The sequence below is a fragment of the Cryobacterium cryoconiti genome (assembly GCF_004403065.1).
GTDB classification, from domain to species: domain Bacteria; phylum Actinomycetota; class Actinomycetes; order Actinomycetales; family Microbacteriaceae; genus Cryobacterium; species Cryobacterium cryoconiti.
Map to the genome: position 1 here is coordinate 211,079 of NZ_SOHA01000041.1, position 7,722 is coordinate 218,800.

The following is a 7,722-nucleotide window of genomic DNA, read 5'->3' on the forward strand; positions in this document are numbered from 1 at the left end:
CAGAAGGCGCTAATCAGGCCGAAACGCGGCCGAATGGGCAAAATCTCCGTCGAATTCGTTCGGGGCGTTCTACTCGAAGGCCTCCGGCGGCGGGCAGGCGCAAACGAGGTTGCGATCCCCGTAGGCGTTGTCGATGCGGCGCACGGGCGGCCAGTACTTGCCGCGGATGAGGCTGCGCACCGGGTAGACCGCGGTCTCGCGGTCGTAGGCGTGCGTCCACTCCCCCTCGATCACCGACTGCGCGGTGTGCGGGGCGTTGTGCAGCGGATTGTCGTCGGCAGGCCAGCGGCCGGCGGCCACGGCATCCGCTTCGGCCTTGATCGCGATCATGGCCTCGACGAACCGGTCGATCTCGGCCAGGTCTTCGCTCTCGGTCGGTTCGATCATGAGCGTGCCGGAGACCGGGAAGCTCATGGTCGGCGCGTGGAAGCCGTAGTCGACCAGGCGCTTGGCCACGTCGTCGACGCTGACCCCGGTGGCCTCGGTGAGCGGGCGGAGGTCGAGGATGCACTCGTGCGCGACCAGACCGTTGTCACCCGAGTACAACACCGGGTAGTGCGCCTCGAGCCGTTTGGCCACGTAGTTGGCCGCCAGAACAGCGGCGCCGGTGGCCTCATGCAGTCCCTCGGCTCCCATCATGCGCACATAGGCCCAGGAGATGGGCAGGATGCTCGGGCTGCCGTACGGCGCCGCCGAGACCGGACCGCCGGCGTGCACGACCGTTCCGCCGACGGCGCCGGCCTCGGTGTCACCTGTCGCCGCGTCGCCGGAGGCGAGCAGGTAGTGCTCCGCTCTCTGGGCCATGGGGTGCCCCGGCAGGAACGGCGCAAGGTGCGCCTTGGCCCCGACCGGGCCGACGCCGGGCCCGCCGCCGCCGTGCGGGATGCAGAACGTCTTGTGCAGGTTCAGGTGCGACACGTCGCCGCCGAAGTCACCGTACCGGGCGAAGCCGAGCAGGGCGTTGAGGTTGGCGCCGTCCACGTAGACCTGGCCACCGGCCTCGTGCACGGCCCGGCAGATGGTGCCGACCTCGTGCTCGTAGACGCCGTGCGTGGACGGGTAGGTGATCATCAGCGCGGCCAGGTTTCCGGCGTGCAGGGCGATCTTTGCTCGCAGGTCGTCCAGGTCGACGTTGCCGAGCTCGTCGCAGGCGACGACGACGACCTTCATCCCGGCCAGAACGGCGGATGCCGCGTTGGTGCCGTGCGCGCTCGACGGGATCAGGCAGACGGTGCGCTGGGTGTCCCCGTTGGACAGGTGGAAGCCGCGGATCGCGAGCAGACCGGCCAGTTCACCCTGGCTGCCCGCATTGGGCTGGAGGGACACCGAGTCGTAGCCGGTGACATCCGTGAGCCAGGTTTCGAGCTGCCGGATCAGTTCCAGGTAACCCTCCACGTCGGCACGTGGCGCGAACGGGTGCAGACCGCCGAACTCGGGCCAGCTGACGGCCTCCATCTCGGTGGCCGCGTTCAGCTTCATGGTGCAGGAACCGAGTGGGATCATGCCGCGGTCCAGCGCGTAGTCGTAGTCGGCGAGGCGCTTGAGGTAGCGCATCATGCTCGTCTCGGAGCGGTGCGTGTTGAACACCGGGTGGGTGAGGAACTCGCTGGTGCGGTGCAGTTCGGGCGGCAGCCCGGCCTCGACCATGCTGAAGTCGACCAGGCCGAAGGCGTCGCGGCCGCCGAACGCGCCGACGACGAGGGCGAGGTCGGCGAGGGTCGTCGTCTCGTCGACGGCGATGCCGATGGTGTCCGAATCGACGAGGTGCAGGTTGATGCCGCTGTCGGCGACCGCCCCGACGATCTCGGCTGCACGGCCGGGAACGGAGACCCGGACCGTGTCGAAGAACGTCTCGGTGCGCACGTCGGCTCCGGCGGCGAGGAGCGCGACGACGAGCTGCCCGGCGCGCTCATGCACCTGGGCGGCGATTTTCCGAAGGCCGTCAGGCCCGTGGTACACGGCGTACATGCCGGCCATCACGGCCAGGAGAACCTGAGCCGTGCAGATGTTCGAGGTGGCCTTGTCCCGACGGATGTGCTGCTCCCGGACTTGCAACGACAACCGGTAGGCCGGGTGTCCGGCCGCGTCGACGCTGACGCCGACCAGGCGGCCGGGAAGCTGGCGCTCGAGGCCCTTGCGCACGGCCATATAGCCCGCGTGCGGACCGCCGAAGCCCATCGGCACGCCGAAGCGCTGGCTGGTTCCCACGGCGACGTCGGCACCGAGCTCGCCGGGCGAGCTGATCAGGGTCAGGGCGAGCAGGTCGGCGGCGACGACGGCGAGCGCTCCCTGCGCCTGGGCGGCGGCGATGACGCCGGCCGGGTTCCAGACCCGGCCGGACGCGCCGGGGTATTGCACGAAGACGCCGAAGTACTCGCCGAGGTCTGCCCCGCCGGTCGAGCCACCCCCGGTGGTCGAGCCACCCCCGGTGGTCGAGCCTGTCGAGACCCCGCCGGTCGAGCCACCCCCGGTGGTCGAGCCTGTCGAGACCCCGCCGGTCGAGCCGCCCCCGGTGGTCGAGCCTGTCGAGACCCCGCCGGTCGAGCCGCCCCCGGTGGTCGAGCCTGTCGAGACCCCGCCGAGGTCGACCTCGACCAGGTCGATCCCGAGGGCGCCCGCGCGATTGGCCAGCAGCGCCTTCGTCTGCGGCAGCGCGTCGGCGTCGACGATGAACCGGGTCGACGTGGACTTCGACGCCCGGCGGGTGAGCAGCATGCCCTCCACCACGGCGGTCGACTCGTCGAGCATGGACGCGTTGGCGGTGGACAGCCCGGTCAGGTCCGCGATCATGGTCTGGAAGTTGATCAGTGCCTCGAGCCGGCCCTGGGAGATCTCGGGCTGGTACGGCGTGTACGCCGTGTACCAGCTGGGGTTCTCGAACACATTCCGCTTGATCACGGCCGGGGTGACGGTGTCGTAGTAGCCCAGCCCGATCATCGAACGCTTCACGGTGTTGCGGCCGGCGAGCTCGCGCAACTCCGCGATGGCCTCACGCTCGGTCGCCGCAGGCGGCAGGGTGCTGTCGCCGATGGTGCGGAACTGGTCCACCTGGATCGATTCGGGCACGGCGGCGTTGACGAGGGCGTCAACGGAGTCGTACCCGAGGATGGCCAGCATGCGGGACTGCGCGTCGGCATCCGTGCCGATATGGCGTTGGGTGAAGGGCTGTGACATGGGTGCGGGAACCTGCGCTTTTCGGTTTCGTTACTCGCCGATGAGGGCGGAGTATTCGGCGTAGCTGAGGAGGGGAGGAAGCTCGGAGAAGCTGACCTTGATCAGCCAGCCGTCGCCGAAGGGGTCGCTGTTGACGAGCTCGGGGCTGTCGACGACAGCGTCATTGGTCTCGGCGACGGTGCCCGTGATGGGCGCGAAGAGTTCGCCGACCGACTTGGTCGACTCGATCTCGCCGACGACGGTGCCACCGGCGACATCGCTGCCCACGGCCGGCAGCTCGACGAAGACGACGTCACCGAGCTTGTCGGCGGCGTACGCGGTGATGCCGACGGTGGCGGTGTTGCCGTCGACCTGCACCCACTCGTGCTCGGCGGTGTACTGGAGTTCAGACTGTTCGGCCATGGGGGTGTTCCTCTCGAGGGGGTGAATTATTTCTGACGTTTGTAGAACGGAAGGGCGGTCACGGTCGCGGGGATGCGCGTGCCGCGCACGTCGACGAACACCTCGGTGCCGAGGCGGGCGAGTCCGGGTGCGACATAGGCCATGGCGATCGGATGTCCGAGCGTCGGTGACAGCGCACCGCTCGTGATCACGCCGTCGGCCACGGTCGCGTCGGAGCTGCGATACACCAGGTAGTCGGCCCGCCCGGCGCGCTTGCCGGCCGAGGCCAGCCCCACGAGCACGCGCGCCTCGGCGCTGGGACCTTCTTCGCTGGCCTCGCGGCCGATGAAGTCGACCTCCTTGCCGAGATTGACGACGCGGCCGAGCCCGGCCTGGGCGGGGTAGGTAGTGGTGCTCAGCTCGTGGCCGTAGAGCGGCATGCCGGCTTCCAGGCGCAACGTGTCGCGACTGGCGAGCCCGGCCGGTACGAGGTGGAAGGATGCCCCTGCCGCGCGGAGCGCGTCCCAGAGGGCCGCGGCATCCGGCACGTCGACGTAGAGCTCGAAGCCGTCTTCTCCGGTGTAACCGGTGCGGGCGATGAGCACGGTGCCGGCCTGGAAGGTGCCGCCGAGGGCGCGATAGTACTTCAGCGCGGACAGGTCACCGTCGACGGTCAGGTCGGCAGTGGCCTCGAGGATGGCGCGGGAGTTCGGTCCCTGCACGGCGATCAGGGCGACGTCGTCGCTCCGATCCGTGACCGTGACGTCGAAGCGTGCGGCGCGGGTCGACAGCGCCTCGAAGGCCGGAAACCGGTTGCCGGCGTTGGCGATGACGAGGTACTCGTTCTCGGCCGTGCGGTAGACGACCACGTCGTCGATGATGCCGCCGGCGCGGTTGAGGATGAGGCTGTACTTGGCCTGGAGCAGATCGATCGCCGAGAGTTTGCCGGCGAGGGCATAGTCGAGGAATGCGCCCGCGTCCGGCCCCGAGACGACGATCTCGGCCATGTGCGAGAGGTCGAAGATGCCCGCGCTGGTGCGCACCGCGTGATGCTCGGCCAGATCGCTCGAGTAACGCACCGGCATCTGCCAGCCGGCGAAGTCCGTGAAGCCGGCCCCGGCATCGACGTGCGCCTGGTGCAGGGGGGAGAAGCGTTCCGCCGCGGGGGTGGAATCAGGGTGGGCGGCAGTGTCCGAGGTCATGAGTTCTCCAGGTTGTCGTCGGCCGAGAGCCGAGCGAGAATCTCCGGGGCGCGGTCGAGCGATCGAACCCCTGGGAACTCCCCCTCTGTCGTCAGGCCTGAGAGCTTCACCGGTCCGTTGCCGGAGCGATTTTCACCATGGGCGAGCCACTGTTGTGCCGCGACTACTTTTCAGAGTGGCCAGTCCGATGCGGTACGAGTACCTGAGAGATTGTCGGGGAGGATTGCTCCTTCGGTGTTCGGCTGCCTGGCGGCGCCGAACTCTCCCGCATCGACCTTGATGGCCCGATATTCACTTTTCGGCACCAGCCTAGCGTGCGCCGGGATCGCACAGCGGTGGCCGGCCGGGTCCGGACAGGGAAAAGCGGGCAGCCGGTCGTGCCGGCTGCCCGCTTCGAACCCTGAACTCCAGTGGGTCGTGTGACTCCTAGTAGCCGTAGGCGTAGACCGGCTTGCCGCCCTCCATGGTGATCCGGCCGTCCACGTAGAAGTCGCGCTGACCGGTCATGGGCTCCACGGTGCCGCTGAACCCCTGACGGTTGTAGTTCACGCTGGCGGAACCCTGGACGTCCGTGGTCACGTACCACTCGTCGTCGTAGGAATCCTCGATTTCGAACGTCGCTGCCTCGTCGATGGTCCAGGCCACGTCCGTGACGGTGCCGAAGTCGAACGTGTACATCGGGCAGTCGTCGGCGTCGAGTTCCTTCAGCGCCACACACGCCTCGACCATCGCGGTGACCTGCTCGTCGATGCTCTTCTCGAAGGCCTTGGTGGGCACCAGCTCGAGTTCGACGCTCTCGCCCCCGTCGAGGTAGGAGGATCCGACCGTTGTCGTGCGGGGCTCGGCCGTGATCCACTCGTCGTCGCCGGCGACGCCGACGGTGTACTCGCCCGGGAACGCGAGCAGCTGCACATAGCCGTCACCCTGCTGCCCCTTGGTGAGCGAGACGGTGACGCCGTTGACGTCGAGTTCGGTGATGCCGTCGCTCAGCATGACGTCGAGGCTGGACAGCCCCACGGTGCTCAGCTTCCAGTCATCGAAGAACAGCAGGGTGGACCCGGTCCGCTTGAGCTCGTATAGTTCGGTGGACTTGCCACCGTCCTGCTTGAGCTCGGCGGTCACCTGGGCGGAATCCCCGTTGATGCTGACGTCGGTGATCGTGAAGTCGGTCACGCCGCCATCCGTCGCCTGGAAGACCTTGTCGGTCAGCAGCACACGCTCGGCCCGGGTCCCATCCGGAACCGAGAGTTCGAGTGCGGCCGACGCGTCCTGGTCGACCAGTGCGCCCAGGTAGCTCTGCACCTGGTGCTTGGGGCTGTAGATCGTCTTGTTGACGACCGCGATACCGATCGAGGCGGCCACCACGAGAACAGCGGCACCGCCGACGAGGCCGAGGACGAGGAGCAACCGGCGCTTGCGCTCGGGAGTCATCGGCTCGGTTGCCCCGGGGGCGACCGGAACGCCCACGCCCGGGCCTGCAACGGCGTCCGCGGCGTCGCCCGACATGGCGGTCATCACGGCGGGTTCGCCCACCGGCGCGGTGGGACGGATGCCGGCAGTCAGGGGCACACCGACCCGCGCCGTGAGCCGCCCGACCCGGGCGATCCAGGCGGCGGGGATGAGCGCGATCAGTGCCGGGGCCAGGTACAGGGCCACCGCCTCGACGAGTGCGCCGAGAGCCGCGAAGACGAGGAACGCCCAGGCGGCCAGACCCACGGATCCGCGGCCGGAGCCGGCGCCTTCCAGCAGGCCGATCAGGGAGTCGCTGTCGGAGCCGGCGTCGACGGTCGTCCAGCCGCTGATGCTGCCCAGCAGGGACGCCAGGACGCCCACCAGGGCGAAGGCGACGATGGTGGTCACCCAGGAGACCGACGACGCGGGTGCGCCGGTCGGGCGCCGCAGCCGCAGAATGATCCCGGCGCCACAGATCAGGGCCAGGTTGACGATCACGATCAGGGCCGTGGCCCAGAACGGCAGCACCGCCGGCATCCAGTAGCTGTCGGGGACGCCTCCGAGGGGCAGCGAAGACAGCGCGCCGGTGAGCGTGATCGGTGCGAAGTTGACGAAGCCGAGGCCGTCGAGCACGGCCGTGGGGAGCCACAGCGGCGCGGTCAGCAGGGCGTTCACCCCCACCTCCACGACGGTCCAGATCAGCAGCCCGACCGTGAGGAGGGCGGCGAGAACAGCCGTGTAGAGAGCGACAACGGGGGCGGTTCCGCGGACGTTGTCGCGCACGACGCGTGACGCGGGCGCCGCGGCCGGAGGCAGGGTGGCGGGGCGCACGCGTCCGGCGACGCGGGCGCGGCCGGCGTAGGCGGCGATCGTGCCGAGCACGAGCGCGCCCAGGAAGGCGGTGAAGGAGGCTGAGGACAGCGCCACGTCGGAGTCCAGCGCGGAAGCCAGCTCGTCGGACGAGTCCAGGCGCAACGGGAGAACGGCCGCCACGATCACGGTGAGGAGGGCGAGAACCAGGCCCGTCGTCACCGACAGGAGCCACCGGATGCCGCGGGTCGCACTGCCCTGCAGTCGCTCGTCCCGGCGGGCGAGGAAGACGCCGGCCGCGACAAGGAACGCGGTGATCACGAGAGGGAGCCACAGGAACGAGACGGATGCGGTGACACCCAGGACCGTCGAGGTCCCGGTCAGCGTGCCGCCGACGGCGAGACCCACGAGTTGGGCCGGCGCCTGGAACGCCCAGAACCACTCGGGGTCGGATTCCAGGAGGCTCACGCCGAGAAGCAGGGTTACGACGAAGGCGAACACCCAGGCTGCAAGGAATACCAGGGCACCGGCTGCGGCGGCGGCGATGAATCGTTCGGGTGACACGCTGCGCACGAGCGCTCCGGCACGCGTGACGACCGTCGGGCCGGCGGGCGCGGCCGGAGTCCCGGCAACGGGAGGAGCGGGCGGGCCCGCCGGCGGCACGGGCGGAACCGCAGCATCCGCGGGCGGCGCGGGCGGACCG

Annotated in this window: 3 protein-coding genes, 1 pseudogene and 2 riboswitches; all 4 genes and pseudogenes read right to left on the minus strand. The window is 69.4% G+C overall.

Annotated elements, in window-relative coordinates; translation table 11 throughout:
- Positions 1–69: 69 nt before the first annotated feature.
- Positions 70–3,174 carry an aminomethyl-transferring glycine dehydrogenase gene (gene gcvP, locus E3T49_RS15275; protein ID WP_134425750.1) on the minus strand — a complete coding sequence of 1,035 codons (3,105 nt, stop codon included), beginning with the start codon at positions 3,172–3,174 and terminating at the stop codon, positions 70–72.
- A 30-nt stretch (positions 3,175–3,204) separates the two neighbouring features.
- On the minus strand, positions 3,205–3,576 hold the full coding sequence (gene gcvH, locus E3T49_RS15280) for a glycine cleavage system protein GcvH (RefSeq protein ID WP_134425751.1): 372 nt from the start codon (positions 3,574–3,576) through the stop codon (positions 3,205–3,207).
- A 26-nt stretch (positions 3,577–3,602) separates the two neighbouring features.
- Complete coding sequence (gene gcvT / locus E3T49_RS15285; protein WP_134425752.1) at positions 3,603–4,757, minus strand: glycine cleavage system aminomethyltransferase GcvT; 1,155 nt, start codon at positions 4,755–4,757, stop codon at positions 3,603–3,605.
- 78 nt (positions 4,758–4,835) lie between these two features.
- A riboswitch (glycine riboswitch) is annotated at positions 4,836–4,936 on the minus strand.
- A gap of 1 nt (position 4,937) precedes the next feature.
- A riboswitch (glycine riboswitch) is annotated at positions 4,938–5,035 on the minus strand.
- Positions 5,036–5,183: 148 nt separating this feature from the next.
- Positions 5,184–7,722, minus strand: a pseudogene (locus E3T49_RS16285) (hypothetical protein); the annotation flags it as partial.

What these genes read in the sequence shown, in the direction of transcription:
- gcvH (WP_134425751.1), bottom strand. Translation starts at nt 3,576, where the DNA reads ATGGCCGAACAGTCTGAACTCCAGTACACCGCCGAGCACGAGTGGGTG.
- gcvT (WP_134425752.1), bottom strand. Translation starts at nt 4,757, where the DNA reads ATGACCTCGGACACTGCCGCCCACCCTGATTCCACCCCCGCGGCGGAA.
- gcvP (WP_134425750.1), bottom strand. Translation starts at nt 3,174, where the DNA reads ATGTCACAGCCCTTCACCCAACGCCATATCGGCACGGATGCCGACGCG.